General features: G+C 41.7%; 21 protein-coding genes. 19 read left to right on the forward strand and 2 right to left on the reverse strand.

The features are described 5' to 3' along the window. Window positions 1–117: 117 nt before the first annotated feature. Entirely contained in the window at window positions 118–2601 is a 2484-nt protein-coding gene (locus NH462_RS15980; RefSeq protein ID WP_253106605.1) for a prolyl oligopeptidase family serine peptidase, read from the forward strand. Between the two features lie 25 nt (window positions 2602–2626). Here the strand turns inward: NH462_RS15980 and rrtA are convergent, their stop codons facing one another. Further along, window positions 2627–3211 carry a rhombosortase gene (gene rrtA, locus NH462_RS15985; RefSeq protein ID WP_253106606.1) on the reverse strand — a complete coding sequence of 195 codons (585 nt, stop codon included), beginning with the start codon at window positions 3209–3211 and terminating at the stop codon, window positions 2627–2629. 82 nt (window positions 3212–3293) lie between these two features. On the opposite strand from rrtA, the gene ggt reads away from it, so the two are divergent. The 18 genes from ggt (at window position 3294) to NH462_RS16075 (ending at window position 24072) form a co-directional block, all read left to right on the forward strand. Beyond that, the gene (ggt, locus tag NH462_RS15990; RefSeq protein ID WP_253106609.1) at window positions 3294–5054 is read left to right on the forward strand and encodes a gamma-glutamyltransferase; all 1761 of its coding nucleotides are present in this window, start codon (window positions 3294–3296) and stop codon (window positions 5052–5054) included. A 172-nt stretch (window positions 5055–5226) separates the two neighbouring features. Then, window positions 5227–6921 carry an NAD-dependent malic enzyme gene (locus NH462_RS15995; RefSeq protein ID WP_039495863.1) on the forward strand — a complete coding sequence of 565 codons (1695 nt, stop codon included), beginning with the start codon at window positions 5227–5229 and terminating at the stop codon, window positions 6919–6921. A gap of 217 nt (window positions 6922–7138) precedes the next feature. Beyond that, window positions 7139–7843 (forward strand): SIMPL domain-containing protein, encoded by a 705-nt coding sequence (locus NH462_RS16000; protein WP_010372871.1) that lies wholly within the window; start codon window positions 7139–7141, stop codon window positions 7841–7843. 56 nt (window positions 7844–7899) lie between these two features. Further along, complete coding sequence (locus NH462_RS16005) at window positions 7900–8274, forward strand: MAPEG family protein (RefSeq protein WP_010372867.1); 375 nt, start codon at window positions 7900–7902, stop codon at window positions 8272–8274. A gap of 2 nt (window positions 8275–8276) precedes the next feature. Beyond that, window positions 8277–8930 carry a sulfotransferase family protein gene (locus tag NH462_RS16010; RefSeq protein WP_010372865.1) on the forward strand — a complete coding sequence of 218 codons (654 nt, stop codon included), beginning with the start codon at window positions 8277–8279 and terminating at the stop codon, window positions 8928–8930. Window positions 8931–8972: 42 nt separating this feature from the next. Continuing rightward, window positions 8973–9545, forward strand: a complete 573-nt coding sequence (locus NH462_RS16015) for a tRNA-(ms[2]io[6]A)-hydroxylase (protein ID WP_010372863.1) — start codon at window positions 8973–8975, stop codon at window positions 9543–9545. Between the two features lie 45 nt (window positions 9546–9590). Next, complete coding sequence (locus tag NH462_RS16020) at window positions 9591–10847, forward strand: S41 family peptidase (RefSeq protein WP_253106611.1); 1257 nt, start codon at window positions 9591–9593, stop codon at window positions 10845–10847. A gap of 258 nt (window positions 10848–11105) precedes the next feature. After that, window positions 11106–11489 (forward strand): response regulator, encoded by a 384-nt coding sequence (locus NH462_RS16025; protein ID WP_010372856.1) that lies wholly within the window; start codon window positions 11106–11108, stop codon window positions 11487–11489. Next, window positions 11486–12391 (forward strand): AAA family ATPase, encoded by a 906-nt coding sequence (locus NH462_RS16030; protein ID WP_253106613.1) that lies wholly within the window; start codon window positions 11486–11488, stop codon window positions 12389–12391. The genes NH462_RS16025 and NH462_RS16030 overlap by 4 nt, the downstream gene beginning before the upstream one ends. A gap of 14 nt (window positions 12392–12405) precedes the next feature. Then, the gene (locus NH462_RS16035; protein WP_253106614.1) at window positions 12406–13335 is read left to right on the forward strand and encodes a DUF58 domain-containing protein; all 930 of its coding nucleotides are present in this window, start codon (window positions 12406–12408) and stop codon (window positions 13333–13335) included. Continuing rightward, window positions 13325–15268: a DUF3488 and transglutaminase-like domain-containing protein gene (locus NH462_RS16040; protein ID WP_253106616.1), complete on the forward strand. Its 1944-nt coding sequence runs from the start codon at window positions 13325–13327 to the stop codon at window positions 15266–15268. Before NH462_RS16035 ends, NH462_RS16040 begins: the two co-directional genes overlap by 11 nt. Window position 15269: 1 nt before the next feature. Then, on the forward strand, window positions 15270–16598 hold the full coding sequence (locus NH462_RS16045; protein ID WP_253106619.1) for a Na+/H+ antiporter family protein: 1329 nt from the start codon (window positions 15270–15272) through the stop codon (window positions 16596–16598). A 149-nt stretch (window positions 16599–16747) separates the two neighbouring features. Continuing rightward, window positions 16748–17347, forward strand: a complete 600-nt coding sequence (locus NH462_RS16050; protein ID WP_010372839.1) for a response regulator — start codon at window positions 16748–16750, stop codon at window positions 17345–17347. Between the two features lie 2 nt (window positions 17348–17349). Then, the gene (locus NH462_RS16055) at window positions 17350–19248 is read left to right on the forward strand and encodes an EAL domain-containing protein (protein WP_253106621.1); all 1899 of its coding nucleotides are present in this window, start codon (window positions 17350–17352) and stop codon (window positions 19246–19248) included. Then, a complete protein-coding gene (locus NH462_RS16060) occupies window positions 19238–20377 on the forward strand; it encodes a response regulator (protein WP_010372833.1) in 1140 nt (379 codons plus the stop codon). Before NH462_RS16055 ends, NH462_RS16060 begins: the two co-directional genes overlap by 11 nt. Then, window positions 20349–21326 (forward strand): response regulator, encoded by a 978-nt coding sequence (locus NH462_RS16065; RefSeq protein WP_253106623.1) that lies wholly within the window; start codon window positions 20349–20351, stop codon window positions 21324–21326. The genes NH462_RS16060 and NH462_RS16065 overlap by 29 nt, the downstream gene beginning before the upstream one ends. 2 nt (window positions 21327–21328) lie before the next feature. Further along, window positions 21329–23620, forward strand: coding sequence for a diguanylate cyclase (locus tag NH462_RS16070; protein ID WP_253106625.1), 2292 nt, complete (start codon window positions 21329–21331; stop codon window positions 23618–23620). Window positions 23621–23682: 62 nt separating this feature from the next. Then, window positions 23683–24072, forward strand: coding sequence for a hypothetical protein (locus NH462_RS16075; protein ID WP_010604750.1), 390 nt, complete (start codon window positions 23683–23685; stop codon window positions 24070–24072). Between the two features lie 34 nt (window positions 24073–24106). On the opposite strand, the gene NH462_RS16080 is transcribed toward NH462_RS16075, so the two are convergent. Next, complete coding sequence (locus NH462_RS16080; protein ID WP_253106627.1) at window positions 24107–24958, reverse strand: lysozyme inhibitor LprI family protein; 852 nt, start codon at window positions 24956–24958, stop codon at window positions 24107–24109. Window positions 24959–24972: the final 14 nt, after the last annotated feature.

Genomic DNA, 24972 nt, shown 5'->3' on the forward strand with positions numbered 1-24972 from the left:
GCATCCCTATGCTGGCCTTTTTTTGTCCCACCCATCGTGCTTTTAATCTTAAATCTGTCGATATTCCGCTGGCTTTCTGCTTAAATTAAGCAAATTTAACTATTATAAGAAAGTCACATGTTGAAACTCTCTCTTATCTCGATGGCAGTCGCTTCAGGTTTATTCCTTTCCGGTTGTCAAACCACAGAAGTAAGCCCAAAACCACAACAAGTTGAATCCAACTCGCCAGTTCCACAAGTCGTTGCTACTCCCGTTGATTTTGGTGGTGAGCAGATCACCTTAAAACAAGCAATGGCGCATCCTGATTGGTTGGGAAGACAACCAGAAAGCGCGTACTGGGGAGCTGATAGCAAAGCCGTTTTCTATAAGCGTAAGCAAGCTGGTTCAGAGTTAAGAGATCTATTTAAAGTCAGTAGCGCACAAACAAGCGAAGCGGTTTCGCTGTCAGATTTGCATGCCGTTGGTGCTGCAAACGCGATTTATAATAAAGAGCGGACGCTACAATCTTATGAATTTAAAGGCAACATATTCGTTAAAAACCTGAAGTCTGGCGCTATGACACAAGTTACTCATTCTTCAAACTATGAGTATGCACCGCAATTCTTAAGTGATAACCGATTAGCTTACCGTTCAGGCAATGCGCTATTTGCATTCGATTTAGCCACTGGCTTAACTAAAGAACTGGTAAAGTTACATTTAGCGGATAAGCCTGAAGGGGTGAAAGAGCCAAATGGATATATCGCTGAGCAGCAACACAAACTGATTCAATTCGTCGCGCTAACGCTCAAAAACAGCAAAGATCGAGAAGCAAGAAATCAAGAGATAGAAGCAAATAACGCAAGCATCCAAGATAATCAGTTTTATCTAGGTAAAGGAAAAACGCTTATCTCAGTTAGCTTAGCACCGACAGGTGACAAGTTAATCGCCGTGATCACAGATGATAAACCAAGTCGTTCCGATTCTGACATCATGCCTAACTATGTGAGTCAAAACGGTGACATTGATCCGGTAAAAGCTCGCCGCCGTGTTGCAGACACTAAACCAATGAGTTCTGATGTTATTTTCATTGATTTAGCAAAGTCAGAACAAGTCACGCTGAGCTATGATACTTTGCCTGGCTTTGATGAAGATGTACTAGCCGAGGTGAAACGCGAAAATGCTAAGGCAAAAGGTGAATCATATAAGAGTGAAAAAACACCACGTGATATCAACTTGATCGACACATGGGGCTGGAGTCAATCCGCTATCCAATGGAATAGTGACGGTTCTCAAGTCGCAGTGATGCTTGGTGCTTGGGATAATAAAGACAGATGGTTAGCAACTGTTGATTTTGATAAACAACAATTCGTTTCTCAGCACCGCCTACATGACAATGCTTGGATCAATTACACCTACAATGATTTTGGCTGGTTAAACAACCAAGATGCTTTGTACTATCTTTCAGAGCAAACTGGATATAGCCAGCTTTATGTTAAGCCGCTTAACGGCAAAGCAAAAGCAATGACTTCAGGGAAGTTTGTGGTTTCTGAACCAACCTTAACCCAAGATAGTCAATTTGTTTATTACAAAGCCAATAAAGATCACCCAGGTTTATACGAAATTTATCGCGTCAATTTAGCAAGCGGTGAAGATGAGCAGTTAACTGATTTAGATGGCCTGACTGATTACCAGCTAAGCCCAGATGAGCAAAAGCTGTTGTTAACTCACTCAAAAATCATGATGCCTCCTGAGCTTTATGTGGCGGATGCAGCGCCAAAAGCAGCGGTGTCACGACTCACTAATACGGTCTCAGATGCGTTTTTAAATAAGAAGCTAATTGCACCTAAGATTGTCGCGGTTCCTTCAAGCCATCAAGATGAGCCTGTCTACGCAAAAGTATATTACCCGGCAGATTATCAAGAAGGCGAAACAGGTAAAAATCGTAAGGCTGTGATCTTTAACCATGGTGCGGGTTATTTGCAGAACTCTCATATGGGTTGGTCTAACTACTTTAGAGAGTTTATGTTCCATTCACTCCTCGCGAGCGAAGGCTATGTCGTCATGGATATGGACTATCGCGGCTCTAAGGGCTATGGCCGAGATTGGAGAACGGCAATCTATCGTCATATGGGTAAACCAGAAATCGAAGATTTGGCAGACGGTGTCGAGTGGATGGTGAACAACGCTAATGTTGATCGTGGCGCTGTAGGAACTTATGGTGGTTCATACGGCGGCTTTATGACATTTATGGCGCTATTTACTCAGCCAGATCTATTTCAAGCAGGCGCGGCTTTACGTCCAGTCACCGATTGGGCCTATTACAATGACCCGTACACCTCAAATATTCTTAATCGCCCAGATGTAGACCCAATTGCATACAAACGCAGTTCGCCTATCTATCATGCTGAAGGTTTGAAAAACAAGCTTCTGATCAATGCACCTATGGTTGATGATAACGTGTTTTTCCAAGACGTTGTACGTTTGGTGCAACGCCTGATTGAGCTAGAAAAGGAAGACTTTGAAACGGCGATTTATCCAGTTGAACCCCATGGCTTTAGACAGCCATCAAGTTGGTTAGATGAATACCGTCGTATATACAAGTTGTTCAAAGAAAACTTGTAATCAAATGAGTGGATAAAAAGCCAGCTTAAGCTGGCTTTTTTGTTTTAAAAAATAAATAGATAACAGCTAAAACCACACCACCAACCGCACCAAATAGATGTGCTTCAATGGCGACTCTCGAGTCTATCAGTTTGGCTACATCTGCGCTTGCACCCGCATATTGCTCCCAACATACCTTTGCCCACACACCAATAAACAACAGATATCCAGTTGTTAGCTTGCGCTTAATATCTTCAAGTGCTCCCCATACGATAAGCCCATGTAATAAGCCACTCAAGCCTGTATATACAACAATGTTTGGCGAAAATAGTAAAATCATGAGTCCAGTAAAGAGGCCAAGGAAAAGCACATTCAGCCAATATTTTCTTAGTGTTGTATACTCGGCATGTAATAGCCAAATAAATAAGATACCAAGCAGGTTTAGCATCAAGTGATACCAATTGCTATGGGTAAACTGGCCGCTCAAAATCCGCCATAATTCACCTTCAGCAATCGCATTTCTGTCAAAATCTAAGTGCGGGCCAAGCCCGAACAACATCAGTATTGTTGACAATATCGCCAAAGACACAGGGCCAATGAGATATTCTTTGTTCGTTGGAAGTTCAAACATACGATTTCACGTTATTATTTTTGCATATTGTGCCTAATTGCTTTTATGATGCCAAATATAAGACGTAAGCAAAGTGGGTATTATGAAACATACACTTGCATCACTAACCGTGATTGCCGCATTCAGCTTTTCAACCAACACCTTAGCTGAGCAACAAAAAATCGAAATTAGAGAGCCGGAAGCCGCAACCGGCTTCCAATCTAAAGAAGCACGCACCGCAGAAAAGTACATGGTCGTTGCTGCCAACCCCTATGCGAGTAAAGCAGGTCAATTAATGCTCTCAAAAGGGGGAAGTGCGGTTGATGCCATGATAGCGACTCAACTTGTGCTTACTTTGGTTGAGCCGCAATCTTCGGGCGTGGGTGGCGGGGCGTTTATCCTGCACTACGACAAGAAAAGCAATGAATTAATTAGTTTTGATGGAAGAGAAACTGCACCAAAACTTGCAGGTCCTGATCTATTTTTAGATGATACGGGTAATGCGGTTAGATGGATTGAGGCTGTGGTGGGCGGTCGCTCTGTTGGTGTGCCTGGTATTCTACACGCGTTTAAATCAGCACATGACAAATACGGTAAACTGCCATGGCAGGAATTATTCAAACCAGCGATTGAATTAGCTCGAGACGGATTTATCGTCTCTCCACGTTTAAATATGCTGCTTGAGAAAAAACTCAACCCAGGTTTGACAAAGCTCAGTCCCGCAAAAGAGTATTTTTATCCGGATGGTAAAGCACTACAACCAGGGGCCCTTAAAAAGAATCTGCCTTTGGCAAACCTATACTACAAAGTAGCAACACAAGGGATCCAAGCCTTTTATGAAGGGCAAAATGCCACCCAATTAGTAGAAGCTGTGCAAAAGTCTGAAATCGCACCTGGAAAATTGGCGCTGAGCGACTTAGAACATTATAAGAGCAAAACTCGAGACGCTATCTGTACGGAATATCGTGTATATAAAGTTTGCTCTATGGCACCGCCTAGCAGTGGTGGTATTGCCGTTTTGCAAATGATGAAGCTGCTGGAACCGTACAACCTAGGTAAGTATAAGGCAAATGACCCTGAAGCCTTGCACCTCTTTACTCAAGCATCTCGCCTAGCGTTTGCCGATAGAGATTTTTACGTTGCGGATCCTGATTTTGTTGAAGTGCCAGCAAAAGCATTGCTTAACGAACAATATCTATTAGGCCGTAGCAAACTTATCGGTGAAATGGATAATCACGACTTTCCAGTAGGCGATCCAACTTCGGGTACACTCGCTTATGCTATGGATGATAGTTATGAATTACCTTCGACTAGCCATGTATCGATTGTAGATGCAGAGGGTAATGCCATTTCTATGACAAGCTCGATTGAAATGGCATTTGGCTCAACGGTGATGGTCAACGGATATTTGCTCAATAACCAATTAACCGACTTTGCACTTTCTCCAAAAGTAGGGGATAAATGGGTCGCTAACCGGGTAGAAGCAAACAAACGCCCAAGAAGTTCTATGGCGCCTGTAATGGTGTTTAACAAAGATGGGTCGCTTAAATTGATAGTCGGCTCACCGGGTGGCAGCCGTATTATCAACTATGTTGCTCAAACCTTAGTTGGTGTACTGGACTGGGGATTATCTGTGCAGGCTGCGATTGATTTACCAAAAATCACCAACCGCAATAAGTATACAACGCTGGAAAAAGGCACTGAGCTGACAAAACAAGCGGCTTACTTAGAGAAAAAAGGCCATGAAGTACAGATCCGCGACTTAAACTCTGGACTACATGCCATTGAGGTTCGTGGAACACATTTAATCGGTGGTGCAGACCCAAGAAGAGAAGGTGTTGCACTTGGCGAAAGCAGCGAATAAGCCGTGGTTTCTTAAGTGCTTTTAGGCTATAATTTTGCGTTCCAGAAAAATGCGTTTAACGTGCTCTGGAGCGCGTTAATAATGGTCTGATGAGCACTAAATTCATTGTAATTTAATCCTTTTCGACAATAATGAACCCTTAGACTAAAAAATTAGTGTCAAGCTTGTAAATATGACTAAACAAACCGATCCAAATTATCTCTACATTCCCTATTCAGGTCCTACACTATTAGAAACACCACTGCTTAACAAAGGGAGTGCATTCTCTCAACGCGAGCGTGAAAATTTCAACTTAGCAGGACTACTACCTCCTCGTTATGAAACAATTGAAGAGCAAGTCGAGCGTTGTTATCAGCAATATTCAAGCTTTAGCGACAACCTAAACAAGCACATTTACCTGCGTGCCATTCAGGACAACAACGAAACGCTGTATTACCGCTTAGTACGCGATCATTTAGAAGAAATGATGCCAATCATCTACACCCCAACTGTAGGTGATGCATGTGAGAAGTTTTCTGATATCTATCGCAGCTCTCGTGGTTTGTTTATTTCTTATGAAGACCGTTATCAAATCGACGATATTTTACGAAATGCCACTAAAGGCAAAGTAAAAGTTATCGTGGTTACAGATGGTGAACGTATTTTAGGCCTTGGCGACCAGGGTATTGGTGGTATGGGTATTCCTATTGGTAAGCTGGCACTTTACACCGTATGTGGTGGGATCAGCCCAGCTTACACGCTGCCTGTAATGCTTGACGTAGGGACAAACAACGAGAAGCTACTCAATGACCCAATGTACATGGGCGCAAGACACCCACGTATCGGCCAAGCTGAATATGACGAATTCCTAGATCTATTCATTAAAGCGGTTAAACGCCGTTGGCCTAATGTGCTGTTACAGTTTGAAGATTTCGCACAACCTAACGCAATGCCACTATTGAAACGTTACCGCGATGAAATCTGTAGCTTTAACGATGATATCCAAGGTACCGCTGCGGTTACTGCGGGTTCGCTGTTAGCCGCTTGCCGTGTTAAAGGGGCAAAGCTCTCTGAACAAAAAGTGGTGTTTGTAGGCGCAGGTTCTGCTGGCTGTGGTATTGCAGAGCAAATTATTAGCCAAATGATTTCAGAAGGGATAACCGATGAGCAAGCGAGAAGCCAAGTGTTTATGGTGGACCGTTTTGGCCTTCTGACAGAAGGCATGGAAGGGCTAAGAGATTTCCAAGAAGCGCTAGTTCAACAACAAGCAAACCTCGCGGATTGGACATACAGTGGTGAATTTGCATCTTTATTAGATGTAATGCACTGTGCAAAACCAGACATTTTAATTGGTGTATCAGGTCAAGCGGGTCTATTCACTGAGCAAGTGATCCGTGCGATGCATGCAGGATGCGAGCAGCCAATTATTTTCCCATTGAGTAATCCATCACGCCAGGTTGAAGCGCATCCAAAAGATGTGATTGAGTGGACTGATGGTCAAGCAATTGTTGCTACGGGAAGCCCATTTGAACCGGTTGTACATGGTGAGCAAACAATCATCATACCGCAATGTAATAACAGTTATATCTTCCCTGGGATCGGTCTTGGTGTACTTGCCGCTAAAGCGAACCGTATTACAGATAGCATGTTGATGGTATCTAGCGAAATGCTTGCAGAATCATCACCACGTGCTAACACCGGCAAAGGTAGTCTACTACCAGCACTAACTGAAATTGAACCGTTGAGTAAACGTATTGCTTTTGCAGTTGCTAAAAAAGCAATGGAAGAGGGCGTTGCACTTGAAATGGAAGACGACGCAATTTGGGCAGCGATAGAGAAAAACTATTGGCTCCCTAAGTATAGAAACTACAAACGCTGTAGCGTCTAATTACTTTTACTTAGCTAAAACAGAAATCGCCGCCAACTCACATTGGCGGCGATTTTATTTATTAATCACTCGTAAGTCTAAGTTTGAGAGCGTTACATATGACTTCTCAAAGTGACAACCGCACATTTTGTTAAAGTTTGTTACCCTGAAATCCAATTCAGTAGTTGTTAATTGAAATATGCTTGAATATGCAGGTATCACATTTTAGGAGCAAAAGATGCGAATTTTAACTGGCTTACTGGCATTATGTTTATCTGGATTTAGCTTTGCAGGCGCATTGCCTGACTCGCCGCATTTATATGTTAAAGGCACATCATTTATTCAAGTACAACCCGATATTGCAACCATCCGCGTTGCCATTACCGAAAAGCAAAAGTCGTTGCCCACAGCTAAAGAAAACGTCGATAAGATTATGGCTAAGGCCATCGAAATCGCAAAACGCTTCGATATTAAAGAAGACGATATTCACGCAGAACAGCTGAATGTCTACAGACAGACACGCTACAATCGCGAATCAAATGAAGAAGAGTTTGATGGTTTTCGTGTGAGCCGAAGCTTGACTGTGAAGCTTAAAGACATCAAAAAATACCCAGAGTTACTTCAAGAGTTTGTAGACAGCGGCATCAATCAGTTCAATAACACGGAATTTGGTGTTGAAAATGAAGGCAAGTATTTGCAAAGCCTCAAAAAAGCCGCCATCAAAGATGCAAAGAAAGCAGCTAAAGAGCTAGCCGGCGAGTTTGATGTTGAATTGGCAAAACTGTACTCAGTTTCATTCCAACCAATGCAAGCGCCAGTTCAGCCTTACGTGCGCTCTGCGGCAATGGCGATGGAAGCAGATCAAGGCGCATACAAAAATGCGTATAACACAGGTGCAATTACATTAAACGCGGAAGTTTATGCTGTTTACTTAATTGAGTAATACTAGCTGTTAACTAATTAAACTTATACACTAAGCCCTCCATTGGAGGGCTTTTTATGATCACCGGTTTATATGCGGCATTGCTGGCACTAATCTATATTAAACTCAGTTTTAACATAATATCACTCAGACACAGACACAAAGTATCGCTAGGAGATGGCGGTATCGATGAACTGCAAAGTGCAGTACGGATCCACGGCAACTTTATTGAGTACACACCTTTCGTACTGTTAATGATGTTGTTACTCGAAACTCAACAAATCAACCCATACCTACTTCATGCTTTTGGCATTGCTTTTTTGTTTTCTCGAATTGCACACTATGTTGCGCTCGGTAAAACTAACTTTTCAATCAGAAAAGTAGCGATGGCGACAACATATGGAGTAATACTTATTTTAGCGTCATTTAACCTCGTGTATTACTTTATCTAACTATGACAAAACACAAATTTTTGGTAACGGGTTTACCACGAACGGGCACAACAAGTTTGTGTATTGCCGCATTAGGTGCTGGATACAAAACAGCACACACGGCATACACAAGGCAAGCATTAGACTGCGCTGAATTTATTGCTGACACACCCGTTTTCGCTGATTATGAAAAATTATATGCTTTATATCCTGAAGCCAAAATAATCCAGTTAACACGAGAATTTGAGCAATGGCTTCCCTCAATTAAGCGTTTGATGAGGGCAATGAAAGAAAACTTACTGTCACAAAGAGGGGGCTTTAACGACACCATTAAGCGTTGTTATTTGGAAACTTTTCCTGATTTTGACAAACATTTTGAAGATGATGGTTATTGGCAAGATTGTTATTACAAGCATCATGATAGGGTGCTTAGATTCGCCAAAATGAATGATATTCCTTTTATTACGGTCAACCTAACCGCCGCTGATGCCGAGCAAACGCTTGCCGAATTTATAGGCGTGACTCAAGAAAAAGTGATCATCCCGCATGTCAATATCGGTGGTAAAGTAACTGCATGGAAGTGGTTTTCACACTCCAATAAAGTGGAATCGACACGTAATGGCAAAGCAGATAAAGACACCGCGCTCTTTAGTATGCAAGTTCGCTCGAGCGCGTGAGTTTGTTATACTCACTACAAGCTGTATATACAAGATAGAATTATGTTTGAATTAAAATATCACACACCTTTTAGCTGGACTGAAAAAGTCCTAGCCGACTTTGATACCTTTCTTCAAGACCACGCCGCTGCAGAAAAAAAAGCAGCTGGAATGGCGATGGCAATGCTTGGTCATTACCCAGACAGGATCAAGCTAGTAAAAGCGATGGCTGATCTCGCAATAGAAGAAATGATCCATTTTAAACAGGTACTTAAGATCTTAACCGAGCGTGGTACACTACTTGGGAACGATCAAAAAGACCCCTATATAAAGCAAATGCGCGCATTGTTCCGCCAAGGCACTGACGAATATTTAATTGATAGATTACTGATTGGCGCAGTAATTGAGGCTAGGGGCCATGAACGTTTTTCTTTAGTTGCAGAAGCGCTTCCTGAAGGCAAAGAGAAAGATTTTTATGTTGCCATTGCCAAATCAGAAGAAAAACACAAAAATCTCTTTGTAGAGCTTGGCTACGAGTATTTCGACAAATTAACGATAGATAACCGCCTAGAAGAAATTCTCATTGCAGAAGCGGATATATGTAAGCGCATTCCATTTAGCGCAGCGCTTCATTAGCATGAAATAACTGGGATTAAATAATAACAACAAGGACATAAAAATATGAAATTAAATGTTTTTTTATGTGCTAGCTTCCTTCTAACGCCAAATTTTGCTGCAAGTGCTGAGGCTTTTAGCGCGTTGGATGCTTGGAAAGAGCTCGATCATAACTTGCAAACCCATTACGCGTATCTAGATGACTTTAAAGGTTACCAGCAAACCCGGCAACTATTTGAGAATAAGTTAAATAATTTAGATTCTAAGCAAGCCTTTATTGATTTAAGCCAAGCATATTTACGCCACTTCACAGATCCGCATCTCAATCTTGGTCCATTAAATGAAAAGGATTACAGCGTGTATCCAACGGGTGCAGATATGTATGTCGAATTTAACGATAACAGCGCACTTATCATTGACGTAAAACGTAGCAGCGATGCAGACGTTAAAGGACTAAAACCCGGAGATAAAGTGACAAGGGTAGATGGCAATACAATACCGGAGGCCATACAAGACGTAATGCAGGTGCCATTGAGTCAATTAAATAAGGCTCAGAAGAGTTACGCACTGAATATTGCGTTAGGAGGGAAACGTTATCAAAAACGAGAAATTGAATTCCAACGGGATACAAAATTAGTCACTGTCGAACTTGCCGCAAGTTACGATGCAATAAATGCGCTAGGCAATGGACCTAAAGTATCCTACGCAAAAATAGATGAATTTGGTCATATTCGATTTAATAACGCCATGGGCAACACCCAAACTGTTGATGAGTTTAAAGCAGCATTAAAATCCTTAGGTAAAGTGAAAGGTTATGTTATTGACCTTAGAAATACACCCAGCGGCGGGAATACAGGTGTCGCAGAACCCATACTTGGACATTTTACTGCTGCGCCAAGCGTGTATCAAAAGTACCGTACGCAAACGAAAGCTGTACAATTCAACAAAGCAGAGTTAAAAGACGCGTTCACTAAACCAGCAAAGCAACAAATAAAGGTACCGTTTGTTGTACTTGCTGGGCGCTGGACCGGCAGTATTGGAGAAGGCATGACAATTGGCTTTGATGCTTTGGGTGCGGACGCAGTAATTGGCGCACCGATGGCTGATTTGCTTGGCGGCATCAAACGTCTCGACCTTGCTCAAAGTGACGCTTGGGTTGAAGTTGGATTTGAACGCTTATATCACGTAAATGGTAATTTTCGTGAAGACTTCGAACCAAATATACTCGTAGCTGGCGACATGGACAAATATGGTGAGGACGTAGCATTAGAAACAGCAGTGTCAGTTCTACATTCGAAAACGGATAAACACGTCAAAAAGTAGCCCATAAGATCCAGCGAAATTTTGATTGTACAAGAGAGTAAGATAGTCTCTCTTTTAATTTACTTTATTTAACATAATATAAATTATGGGATGTAATTAATCCCAGTATTAGCAGTATCAAGGAGCTAAATAAATCACCTATTAATGTCCAATACTAGACGGTATCGGACATTAATGAAAGTTTACTGTATTTTCTATTGAGCTATGGTTTCGCTTTTTATAGTATGTGGTTGAATTTGTAATTTGAAGTATCGACATATGGAATTTGTAAGACCGCTAGAACCAATCTTGATAATTGATGACGCTGTTGAGATCAGAGATTTTCTGACACAGATTTTGGAGAACTTAGGGTTTGAAGAAGTTTATGGTTGTGAAGACTTTGATTCCGCAAAGCCGCTACTAAAGCATAAACAACCCAGTGTTGTCTTTTTAGATATTGAGCTTCCCGATACAGATGGCACCGAAATTCTTTCCTACATCAACGAAAATTTTCCTGTGGCCCATGTCATCATGTGCTCTGGCCATAATAGTATGGAGAATGTTCAAAATACTTGGGAACTTGGTGCTAAGGGCTTTATCGCTAAACCTTTCAATGCACATAAAGTGGATTCGGTAATGAAGCGTTTAGAGCTGGTTACATGAATGAAGAGATAAAGAAACTTACCGATGCGCTCTCTACCGTTATTTTAGAAAAGCCTGAACAAATAAAGCTCGCGATCTGCAGTCTTTTGTGTCGCGGCCATCTTCTAATCGAAGATTTACCAGGTATGGGTAAGACGACGCTATCTCATTCTCTTGCTGATGTGCTAGGTCTGACATATCGTCGAGTGCAATTTACGAGCGATCTGCTCCCAGCTGATATTACCGGTACTTCCATTTTTAACCGTGAACATCAAACTTTTGAATTCCATCCTGGTCCAATTTTCAGCCAAGTCTTACTGGCCGATGAAATCAACCGCGCAAGCCCAAAAACTCAAAGTGCCTTGTTGGAGTCCATGGAAGAACATCAAGTAACCGTCGATGGCGTGAGCCATGAGCTCCCTAGCCCATTTTTTGTGATTGCAACGCAAAATCCTCAGCATCAATCAGGCACGCATCCACTGCCTGAGTCACAACTCGACCGCTTTTTTATGCGTATAAGCTTGGGGTACCCCTCGGAAATGGCAGAAGCGCAGTTAATTAAATTAGCTGGAAAAGCGAGAAAACTGACTCAAGCACCACAAGTGATCGATGGCAAAACACTGTTGGCGTATCAACAAGTTGTGCCTAACATTGTGCTAAGTGACGCTATTATTGATTACATCCTTCGCTTAGTTAATTACACACGCAGCTCAGGTCAATTTAGCGATCCTTTGTCGCCAAGAGCTAGCATCGCGCTTGCAGCCGCAAGTCGTGCATATGCGTTTATTAGTGGTCGAGATTTCGTGATCCCCGATGATGTTCAAGCCGTTTTCACTTCAGTCTGTGCCCATCGACTTGGCGTTACCACGACTAATGAAGCAGAAGTTAAGACACAGGTCTTTCAAAACGTACCGGTACATTAAGCATGATTAACCGCTTGAAACGGAAAGTTAAGCAGCATATTTATAAACGACATCAACGCTCAGAAATACGATTATCTCATAATAATATCTACATACTGCCATCTAAGGATGGCGGTTTTTTTATCGCTGTGGCTTTGCTTAATTTTGTATTGGGGATCAACTATCAGAATAATCTAATCCTTGCAGTGTCCTACATTATGGCTGTGATGATGATAGCCGCCCTATTTTTAGGTTTTTTTAACTTGAACAATACAAATGTCCGATATTTGGGAAGCAATGCTAATTTTAGCCCATATAGTTCATCTATTAGACTCAGTATTTCATCTAGCGCAGAGATCCAATCACTCAGGCTTTCAAGTGAATACAACCAAACGGCTACCCATATTTCCAAAGTGAGTGATGAAAAAGTTCTCGAGCTAAGTGCCCCTGAATTACCTCGTGGCGTATATGATACGGGGGTAATTAAAATCCTCAGCTACTTCCCATTTGGCCTTATTCGTACCTGGTCGTATATAAAACCAAACGATGCTTTCTACGTGTACCCTACTCCATTGCCCGTTATAGACACAGAGTTTAGCTTCGGCAGTGCCTCGAATACTAGCCAAAGCATACAACAGAAAGAGCGTTCAGTTGAGTTCGACCATCTTTCGCAATATCAAAAAGGGATGAGTTTAAGCCGCGTTTCTTGGAAGCATTACGCCAAGACTGACCAAATGTTAATTAAACAGAATGCACCGGAGTCGGCCGATTTACACCGCATTATTTTCGATTATTCTAAGCTTTCAGGCAGCAAAGAAGAACGTCTGAGTAAACTTTGTACTATGGTGCTTGACGCCGACAAGCAACAAACAAGTTATGCCCTGTTATTGCAACAAAACAGGATCCCGTTCGGTCAAGGTGAAACCCATAAACTAAGTTGCTTGGAGGCATTAAGTGAATTCTAGCTTCCCAAAATGGTACTACAGCACATCACTATTTTTATGGCTGCTGAGCATTATTCTTGTCGATGATTTTGGTGTCGGTTTTGTTGGGTTATGTACCGTTTTAACGCTGTGGCAAGCATCAAGATTGGTGACTAAACCAAGCGTGTTAAGCATTCGTTTTATTAACTTGGTCACTTTACTCGGCGCCATTGCGACGGCCTCATTAATAGGTATAAAAAACAGCGTGAATGTTTTTGTGGCTTTGATGTTGGTTGCATCGCTGCTGAAACAAGTGCATGCCACGCAAGCTCGCCAATTTACACAAATATGTATTTTGAATTTTTTTACTTATCCGTGCTTATTTCTTTTTACACAAAGTATATTTGCAGCATTTCTAGTATTGATTTTGCTGGCTGTTAATTTAGCTATCATGCTTAATCTCGAGCAAAACCTAAGGTTCAAATCTGCGCTTAAGGTAAGCGCAAAGGGATTGATATTGGTGCTGCCTGTAGCTACCTTATTAGTCGTTTTTTTACCAAAACTCCCGGCATTTTGGCAGTTACCTGCACCGCAGAATCAAGCAAAAACAGGATTATCTGAGAATGTAGATCCTTTCAATATCGCAAACTTATCCCAGTCCAGCGACTTGGTGTTTAGGGCGTCATTTGAGAACACTCAACAAACTGGACCTTTCTATTGGCGTGCAATTATTCATGATGAATTTGACGGACGGCAATGGAAAGTCTCTGAGTATCAAGGTACCAATGTCAGAGCGTTGCCCAAAAACCCGAACGGTGCAGCAACCATTATTGCGCAGCCAAGCCAACTTCCCTGGTTGTACGGCCTGTCATACTCTTATTCGAAAAACGCTAAGTTGAATAGTAACGTGTTTGGCACGGTCTATTTGAAAAACCTATCAGCAAAACCTGTCGAGTATCAAATCGATTTCACTGACTTTGAACCCCAAGATTCGTTAAGGCCTTGGTATTATAGGCGTAACACCGCATTACCTGACGGCATTAATCAACAGGCAAGGCAGCTGGCCCGCGATTGGGATAGTCAATCAACAACAACGATCCAATTCATTGAATTAATGAAGCGCTATTTTTTGCAAAATGGTTTCGTCTATACCCTAACACCAACTACAGCGCAATCTGATGATAGGATTGATGACTTTTTATTTAGCTCGTTTAATGGATTTTGCGGTCACTACGCCTCTGCCGCGGCATTTCTACTGCGCAGCGCGGGTATCCCAGCTCGCTTGGTATCTGGTTATCTGGGCGGTGAAAAAAATGACGATCAAGGCTATTACAGCGTTTATCAATATGACGCACATGCTTGGGTTGAGTATTTTACGCCGGGAATTGGCTGGCAACGCTTAGACCCAACCGCCTGGATTGCCCCAGAGCGCATGACAGGGAGTCTTTCTCAGTTTGAACAATTATCGAGCGAGTTCAAAAGCGGTTTGGGCTACAGCTTAATTGGGTTGTCTAATTGGCAATCTATTAATTGGTTGCGATTGCAGCTCGAGGAGCTTGACTATCAGTGGACTCGCGTCGTCATTAATTTTGACAAAGAAAAGCAAGGCGCACTGTTTAAAGAGTGGTTTGGGAGTAATGGTCAGCTTTGGGCCGGAATATTTTCTCTGTTTATGCTGCTTTTGCTCTCAATTGCGCTATTTTACCTTAGCAAGCAGCTTACTCGGCATAAACGCCCTATCGAACTTGTCTATTACAATGCTATAGTGTCCGATTTCAAAGGGCAGCTAAGTGGCACTACGGCGAAACAACATATTGTTGAGTTATGTAAGTTATTTCCAGAGTTAGATGCGTCGCTTTGGCAGTTTTATCAATTAATTGAAAAATCACAGTATCAACAAAAACCACTTAATAAACTTGAGCTTGGTGAGTTGAAGAGGTTGTATAAATCAATAAAAAGAAAGGCAAGAAAATAGTATGAATGCTGTTATTTTGGGCGTCTTGCTCATGCTGGGGTTAACCCTCTTTAGAATAAATGTAATTGTCGCCATGACCGTCAGTGCAATAGCTGCGGGCTTAGTGGCCGGGTTAGATTTGAAGACAACCTTAAACGCCTTTAATGATGGGCTATCTGGCGGCGCAGAAATAGCCTTAAGCTATGCCATGTTAGGTGGGTTTGCAGTTGCTATTTCAAAGTCTGGCTTAACTCAAATCCTCGCGCAAAAGCTGCTCAAATTGGTTAATGCCAATGATAGCGAAGGTTCAACGTTTTTAAGCATGTTTATAATGGTCATCATCTTGGCTTGCTCGATTGCCTCGCAAAACCTTGTGCCTGTCCATATTGCGTTTATTCCGATCCTCATTCCGCCGCTATTAGTCGTACTGAACAAGCTGACGATAGACCGCCGTGCGATTGCGTGTATTTTAACGTTTGGCTTAGCGACCAGTTATATGGTGTTGCCATATGGATTCGGTGGCATTTATCTTTACTCTATTTTGCATAAAAACCTTGTAGATAATGGTTTAGAATTGGTTAAGTTCGACGTGCCATACGCTATGGTGATCCCTGCGCTTGGTATGCTGATTGGCCTGTTGATTGCCGTTTTCATTACTTATCGTAAAAAGCGAGTTTATGAGGTGAGTCAACAGCAAAGTACTCAGTCAAACACAGTACCTGAAGGCCAAGAAGCAACTAAAGTGATGATTGTCGGCGGCGCTGCGGTGCTGGCTTCTCTTATTGCACAAAATAACAGTGGCTCAATGATATTAGGTGGGCTCGTTGGCGTGATGATTTTTAGCCTCTTTGGTATTGTGAAATGGGAACAAAACTCCGATGTTTTCAGTAAAGGCGTGGCGATGATGGCAATGATAGGTTTTATCATGATCTCTGCTCAAGGCTTTGCCTCCGTCATGAAAGCAACGGGTGATGTGGCAAGTTTAGTAGCAAGTTGTGCCGATTTTGTTGGCGATAATAAACCACTTGCCGCTGCGATGATTTTGCTTGTTGGCTTACTTATTACCATGGGAATTGGCAGTTCATTTTCAACCGTGCCAATCATTGCCACGCTATTTGTACCTTTGTCTCTAGAAGTTGGCTTTTCTGCTATGGCTACCGCCGCCTTGGTGGGAACCGCAGGTGCACTAGGCGACGCGGGCTCTCCTGCATCAGATTCCACACTTGGACCCACTTCTGGCTTAAATGCCGACGGCCAGCACGATCACATATGGGATTCCGTGGTGCCTACATTTATTCACTTCAACGTCCCACTACTCTGCTTCGGCTGGATAGCCGCGATGGTGTTATAGGTTTATACATTCATGATGGTATCAAGGCTCCCCGCCTTGATACCTTTAGCTCATAAACATACTCTATTTTCTTTGTCTCTAATGTCGCTTTTGTCTTATTAGTTTTCTTGTGCTATACCAATAGGTAAGAGAATTAAAGCAAAAAGACTATGCAAACACTTAAACCAAGCGAAATCGCCAGTTACTGTAACGTACACCAACGCAGTGTGAGTCGTTGGATTGCCAATGGCGAATTAAAAGGTCATAAGCTTCCTGGACGCGGTAACTACCGTGTCTTACTTGAAGACTTTTTATCCTTTTTAAACAAGCACAAAATCCCCCTTTCGCAAGACTTTATTAGCGACTATCAAATCGCAGAAAGTGGACTACACTCTGATAAAGAACGGGATTTAGCTAAGGTGCTTATCATTGATGACGAGCCCCAGTATAGAAAAGCGATACGACGAGTGATAGGCAACGATTATTTGATACAAGAAGCTGGGGATGGCTTTATGGCTGGCATTGCCATCTCTGAGTTTAAACCAAGTTTAATCACGCTCGATCTTTCCATGCCGGGAATGGATGGCTTTGAAGTGATCTCATTTATCCGCGAAAAAGAAGAATTTAAAGCGATTAAGATTTTGGTGGTCTCTGCGTTAAATGATGTAGAACTTGAAAAGGCTAAAGCGATGGGCGCCAACGATGCCCTTTCTAAACCGTTTGATAACTCTATTCTGTTAGAAAAAATTAATGCGCTAATACAGGGGTAGCTATGAATGCACCTATCATGTTGGTTGATGATGAAATTGATATTCTAAAGTCGCTTAAACGCACTCTGCGTTTACAGCATTATGAAGTGGTATATACCGATGACCCGAGACAAGCGCTCAGTTTGATACAAGAGCACAAACCTCATGTGCTTATTACTGATTTCAGAATGCCCAACATGAATGGCCAAGAGCTTATCCAAGAAGTGAAAAAGCATGATCCCAGTATTGAATGCATCGTGCTCAGTGGGCAAGCTGATTATGACGATATGAAGTCGCTGATCAATGCGAATAATACCTTTAAGTTTTTATCCAAGCCTTGGAATAACGAAGAGCTGTACACAACGATAGAAGCGGCACTCACAAACCATCACAAAAACGAATTAAAAACCCAAATCCTGCGTAACAATAATGCGCCTTTAGTCGAAGTAAATACCATAGGTAATGTCATTGACTGTAATTACGCTTACACGGAGTTAGTGCTTAACGAGGCCAATAAAGGCAATTTCTTTCAGCTGTTTAATTTTGAAAGTGATAAATGCCTTGATGATTTTACCGAGCGCAGAATTGCAACACTAAAAAGCTCAGGGGTGTTATGCCAAGTTGAGCTCAAGCTAAAAACAGAATCCAGCTACTTACTTATCATTAAACCCCTCTCCAGCGAGCAGGATAAATATCCTAACTTCTATCAGAGCAAACTGGGCTTTCTCGAACATATCAATCGCACCGATAACTCTGTCATGATCTGCCTGAAAATTCGAGATTTGTTGGTTAAGAATATTATTTCCAATACCCCAATATATTCTGATACGTTTAAAAAAATCATAGATCATGCTCTATTGAGCGAAGCGACTCATTTTTCGATGCTTGAAATCAGCTTTGATCAAGCCATTTTCTGGCTAGATTCAGTACAAAGTGAAATTGAGGTACACAAGTTTTTAGATGAGTTAATCAACTCAATTAAACAATTTTTCATTCGCAAAAATATCCAAATCAAGTTCTCTGTCTCGTACACCATGATTGAGCCTGAGCAGCCACTCTCGGAAGCAATAGACAGCTTAGTTATCTATACCCAATTTGTTTGCGAGTCACGCACTGATTTCTATATGCGTTATTCGCAATCACTGCTTTCAGAAAAACTAAATGAGCATAAAGTCTCTGAAGCATTATTTAACGCCGTTGATAATGATGAGTTTTATCTAAGGTTCCAGCCTAAGCTTAATTTAAATGAACATTCAATCAATAGTTGTGAAGTGTTAATTCGCTGGAAGAACACCCAGTTTGGCGCTAACTCACCAGATTATTTTATTCCGTTAGCAGAAAAAGACGGACAAATAGTCAAAATAGGAACTTGGGTGCTTGAGCAGGCGTGTATCGCACTGTGCGAATGGCAAAAGGAAGAACTTGAGATCCAAAAAGTTGCAGTGAATGTTTCACCTTATCAACTTTCCGATCCCTGCTTTGTACAAACCATGTATTCGATTATTGAAAGGTATTCGCTCAAACCCGAACAATTCGAGTTAGAAATCACCGAGAACTTTGTTTTAGAAAATCTCGAGCAAGCTAAAACTAAATTACTACAATTAAAAGAAATCGGATTCTCCATTGCCATCGATGACTTCGGTACGGGCTATTCCTCATTGGGCTATATTTCAAAATTGCCAGTGGATGTTATCAAAATTGACAAAAGCCTGATTGAAAACATCGACAGTTCGAAATCAGCTCGAGATCTTGTCCAAAATGTTATTCGATTAGTTCACGACCTTGAATTAAAAGTTGTCGCTGAAGGTATAGAAACCGTGGAACAGCTTGAAATTCTAGAGCAGTTAAAATGCGATGAAGTACAAGGATATCTCATCGGAAAACCTGTTTTGCTTGAGGAGTTTACTCACTATGTCTATTAAAAGCCAAGTGCCACGGATTGTGCTCGTTGATGACGATGAGTTAATGTTGAAGTCGCTCCACCGCCACTTCAAAATCAGCATGGAAGGAGCTGAAATATTGACCTTTTCATCACCTAAACAATTCATAGAATCCCTAGATACGTTAGCAAGCATCGACATATTAGTGAGTGATTACCTTATGCCATCGATTAACGGTGTTGAATTAATCAATATCGTGAGGCGCCGTTATCCACAAGTCCTCACCGTGTTGTTAACCGGCGATACCACAGGCAAGGTACTGTGTAAGTCTTCAATTTCTGCTACCTTTATCGTCGCTAAGCCATTTAGAAGAGAAGAATTCGATGATGTGATCACCGCTTTTTATCGACTCAATGAGCTGCCATTAAGTGAAGCAATAAAGCGTGCCCTAAATGAAACTTTCATTGAAAACGAATTGCCTATCTTGCTAAGTAAAATTGAAGACATTGATTTAGATTTTCACAAGCTTGAAGCAATGCTGGAACAAGAGGTGCTCATTCAAGCTAAATTATTCCACCTGTGTAACAGTGCTTATGTGGGATTATCGACAAAGCAATACTCCCTCTCTACCGCAATTAAGACGCTCGGTGTGGATTTAGTGTCTGTAATTATTGTCTCTGTGTGTTATCACAATATGGTTGCAGCCAGATATGATATCGCGAACTGTGAGCAGTTAAGCGATATTAATTTTAGAAAGGTCAAATTACTTAAGGAATTGGTACATAAGCTACATGACGGCTCAATTGACTCTGAGCGCGTTGTTTTTGTTCAATCCTTATTATTTCTTGGCGAGCTCGGCTCAGAAATAGCTCAGCTTATTACCGAAAGTCAATGTCATTCCCCACAGAGTTGCTATATCGAGAAATTGCATATCGCCCTTTATACAGCCACATTAATTGGCTACGAGTCAGCCATCACAGATCAATTGTATGCGCTCATTAATGCCCTAGAAACGGGTAGCTCAGATTGCAATGCCACTAAGCTATTGTTGCTTATAGACACTATCACCAATAAAGAAGTCAATCAGACGGTGATCAACACCTTTTTTGATCAAAAGAGCCAAGATTGGTTGGAGCTTTTCTATGAACTCAGAAGCAAATACTTTAGTTAGTTACAAAGTACTGATATTAGACGATGAAACGTCAATACTTAAGGCGTTAAAACGAGTCATACGGCTGCCTTCGGTAGAGGTTGTCAGTTTTGATAATCCTTTTGAAGCTCTTGAGTACATAGACACGCACCCCGTTCAGGTTATTATCTCTGATTTTAGAATGCCGCTAATGAATGGTGGAGATTTTCTAAAACGAGCCAAAAAAATAAACCCTGGTGCAATTGGCCTAATTCTTAGCGGTTATACCGACTCCGATATGCTTATTGATATGATTAACAGCAAGGTTGCGCATAAGTTTTTGTGTAAACCATGGGAGAACGACAAATTACTCGAAGAAGTTAATGCAGCAATAGACGTATACAATAATAATTATTTTAAAACGGTTTTACAGGAACAACTAAAAAAGCGTGATTGCCCACGGGTATTAATCAATAATGAAGGCCAAGTTGTCGAGCATAATCTCAGCAAAGACATAGAATCTCAGATTCTTGCGGAGTTCTCGGCATGCTTTAGTGGTAATGGCATCTACCACACTCCTCTTGGTGTTTTGAGATGTGAGATCCGTAGCAATCCAAAAGACGAGGAGTTCTATCTGATCACGATAGAAAAAGTCGAAGTAACAGACGAAATTAACGTCTATGAAGTTATCACCGAGCTGCTATTATGTTACTCGATAAACCCCGTTCTCACTTACTATGCGTTGCCAACTTGCGAACTCACCACAGCGAAATTGGCAGCTGCGGCTCAAGACGTTTTCAGAAACTATAAAATATTACCGTCACCGACCCATAACTATCTGTTTGTACTGGATAACATTGAGCAATCCTTATTGCCAAGAAAGCAGATAGAGCTAGAAATTCAGTTGGAAAAGTTACTCGATACCGCACTACCTCACGAGATACAAAGTAATACCACTCAACTTGCTGCATTTTTAAATAATGGAGAGTAGGCGTGGATACTTTTGCAAAAGTTGAATTAACACAAGATTTAGTCGAATCAAGCTTTCCGCTCGCCGACCTCAATACGCTACTCACCTCTCTCTCTGATTATTTTGAGGTACCAATTACTTTAGTCACCGTAATTGAAGGGCAATGGCAACATCTGATCGCCAGACATGGGATCCTAGCCGACAAGACACCGGAGCAAGATGCTTTTTGTAAGAGCTTAATCAAACATAACAAGTCTTTACTTGTTCCAGATACCGCCTTGGATGAAAACTATGCCAATAACCCACTGGTTACTGGCGAGCCCTACATTCGCTCATACTTGGGTGTACCTTTTCGACTCGACGGCAAGCCTATCGGTGGCGTCTGTTTAATCGATACCAAACCGAAAAATTATGCCGAGCGAGATGTTCATTTACTCGAGACGATTAGCGGTCTTATCACCAATATTTTAGAGCTACAAAAGAACTATTCGTTATACCTCGAAGATCAAGAGTTAATCCGTTTTTCACCGATCGTGTTAATTAAGTGGAAGTATAATAATGGGCTGCGCATTCGTACGGTTTCTCCGAATATTGAACGCGTAATTGGTATTGACGCTTTCCACTTATGCTCCGGAGAATTGCATTTTGAAGACTTACTCACCGAGCCAAGTGTTGAGAAATTTCATTTTAACTTACAAAACCACTTGGATGGTTTAGAGGCGTCTGAAATTTTGCTAGAGATGGCATTAGACTCAAAACAGATCTGGATCCGTATGATCACCGTGGCGCACTTTAACCACGACGGCAGAATGACAAGCATTCAGGCTTTTATTACCGAAAATACTGCGCAAAAGTACACCGAAGACAAACTCAATGAGACAAACCGACAGATGCGCCTGTTACTAGAAGCCTCGGAGCTAGGTACATGGGATTGGAATATTCCAGCAGATATCAACAAAGTTAATAAAAAGTGGTGTGATATGCTTGGAATTGAATTTGAATACGTTGAGACCAGCGTTAATTACTTCCGCCAACTTATTCATCCAGCCGATCGTAGTCACGTAGAAAGAGACCTAGCCAAGCACCTACAAGGGTTAACCGACGCCTACACCACTTCCTATAGAATGAAACATGCCGATGGCCACTGGGTATGGATTGAAACCTATGGCAAAGTGGTTGAACGCGATAATAGCGGCAGAGCACTGCGCCTTGCTGGTACTCACCGGGATATTACCTACCGGATGGAAGCACAGTTGCAAGAGCGTAAACAAAAACAATTACTGTCTTTTATCAGTAAAGCACAGTCAGCCTATTTAAAGACAGGTGATCTGTCTAAATCATGCCGTGAAATTCTAGAAGAGCTCATCGACATTGCGGATAGCCAATTTGCGCTGATCGGCGAGCTTGAGCATACCGCCGGTGTGCCAAGGCTCTTTATCCATGCAATTTCAGAAATGCAGTGGAATGATCTAAGCTCTCAATTGGTACAGCGGTATTATGATAACGATCTTTATTTTACTGATTTTAATAATCTGTTCGGGTCGGTTATCCTGACAGGGAAAACCGTCATTAGTAATGAACGAGGCAAGCACCCTGCGTCGAAAGGCACGCCAAAAGGACACCCAAGGATCTCTAAGTTTTTGGGGCTGCCGATAAAGCTCAATGGCGAATTGGTCGGTATGATAGGACTTGCAAATAAGTTTTTTGACTATACCGAAGAAGATGCAAAATTCTTACAACCACTGGTCGATTCTCTAGCGGGTTTATACTATGCGGTTAAACTCGATAAAGAGCGCCAAGAAGCAGAAAACAAACTGCTTGAACTCGCAATGACCGACACCTTATCAGGCCTGCCCAACCGACGTGCCTTTATGGAAAAAGCCGCCGAAGTTGGTGAGATATCCTTCCCCTATTTAATTGGTATGGTAGATATCGATAACTTTAAGTCTATTAATGATACCTACGGTCATGATGCTGGTGACAAAGCCATTAAGCTGATTGCTTACACCATAAAGGATGCGCTACGCAGTGATGATTTTACCGCGCGAATGGGAGGTGAGGAGTTTGCATTTGTGTTACTTGATGCCACACATGGATCATCTAGCGCATTGATTGAGACCATCAGAGAATCTATATCCAACTTGGAAATTACACTGTCAGAAGAAGAGAAAATACATCTCACGGTCAGCATTGGTGTAAAAGCGGTACTTCCCGAGATGGAAAAAATGTCTATTACAGCACATTTAAATGATGCTGATAAAGCTTTGTATGAGGCTAAACATACTGGCAAAAATAAAGTAGTTTGGTTCGAATAACAAAATATTTCATATTGCTTGATATACTTCAATTTCGCGTCAGAAATAAAAATGGAAAAATGATGAAACAGCTCTCACTTAACCTAGCTGCACTTGGATTTTTAGTCACCTCATCTGTAGCTTATGCCGATTATACTGCTGAGTTAGAAATTGACCGAATGCAGGACACACCGTTTAAAGAGTGTAGCGACTACACTTTTCGCCAAGTTATGAATAATTTTTTTACCGAACTCACTTGGGATTATCTCACAAGCGATTGGGGCAGAAACTACATAAATATTGATGGTTATGTAGAAGAAGAAGGCGAAAAGTTTGATTTTCTTCTTCAATACGAAGTCAAATCTGATGGGACGTTTGAATTTAATGCAATGGAGTTCTTAGGAAAAGCAAAAGACGACTCGTTTATTATCATGATGCTCGACAAGATTTGCTATCATTCAACCGGTGATTAGCGCTTCAACTCGAAGCGCTAATCTGCTTCTAAATTTAGTCTACTGTAACTTTGCACTGGATGGGCTGTTGATAATAACCCCAAGTTAATATTGCTACATTACTTTGTACTTTAAGGTGATAATCGCCATCGCGGTAATGAGTATCACTGGCGGAGTTATCAATGAACATCAGCTTTTCACTGTCATTAAATTCTGCGATCATGCTTAGTGGCTGAGTATCATAGTAAAAAACGGATAATAACTTATCGTTACAGAGATACGACGTATGCCCGGAGCTAGTTACTAATGCAAAACGAGCCTGAAGCTCGGCGATACGATGAATATACGATTGCTTCAAACAATCCGTTTTATCGCTAGATTTCCAACACGCATTGCGCCCTTTTATCCACCCTCTTTGCTCGGCTTTAAGCTGCTTCGAATGCGGCTCTTTTACAATTTTTTCATACACAGAATTGAGCTTGCGATCTAGTCGAGACAACGCCGCACTGTTACAAATAACGGCTTCCATACTTCCTGCTCTCACCTCGTTACAAGCGAATGAAGGTGTATGTAGGGTATGTTGTTTTATGTGCTCGTCAATATAGCGACACCAATCCTGCGTGCTACGGTCGGGCTTATCCGAGTAACTTCTTACACCAAGTTTAAACTCAATGACCGATTGCCATTCTTGACTGCCAAGATCAGGACCATGCCCGCTACCATCGCCACTTGTTAAAAGATCATCGACCTCTGTCATCCACAGCTCGCCACAGTGAAACGCTTCAACGTTAAATTGCTCGGTGGGTGTTAAAACCGTCCTTTTTTGTGGCGCACATCCAAATAGCGTGATGGCTATAACGCCACCCAATACATGATAAAAAGTTCGGGTTAATATGGTCGCTTTCAAGCTAATTTCCTTTT

The sequence above is a fragment of the Pseudoalteromonas sp. OANN1 genome, from assembly GCF_024124685.1.
Lineage (GTDB): Bacteria > Pseudomonadota > Gammaproteobacteria > Enterobacterales > Alteromonadaceae > Pseudoalteromonas > Pseudoalteromonas piscicida.